The sequence below is a fragment of the Mammaliicoccus sp. L-M44 genome (genome assembly GCF_022386355.1).
Classification (GTDB): Bacteria; Bacillota; Bacilli; order Staphylococcales; family Staphylococcaceae; genus Mammaliicoccus; species Mammaliicoccus sciuri_A.
Map to the genome: position 1 here is coordinate 1 of NZ_JAJNIU010000085.1, position 273 is coordinate 273.

General features: G+C 37.0%; 1 tRNA gene. It reads right to left on the minus strand.

The window, feature by feature from the left end:
- Positions 1–97: 97 nt before the first annotated feature.
- Positions 98–174 (minus strand) — tRNA-Ile (locus LQ611_RS14040).
- Between the last annotated feature and the right edge of the window lie 99 nt (positions 175–273).

The following is a 273-nucleotide window of genomic DNA, read 5'->3' on the forward strand; positions in this document are numbered from 1 at the left end:
TATTAAGCTTGTTGAATTTCGTTAGAAATTCACTCGGTTTTTTGCTTGGTAAAATCTATTTTACTTACTTATCTAGTTTTCAATGTGCAATTTAAAATGGTGGGCCTAAATGGACTCGAACCATCGACCTCACGCTTATCAGGCGTGCGCTCTAACCAGCTGAGCTATAGGCCCATTCTTAAGTTGAATGTTATAAACATTCAAAACTGAATACAATATGTCTCCGTTATTCCATGACCTAATGGTCATTCCGTAATATCCTTAGAAAGGAGG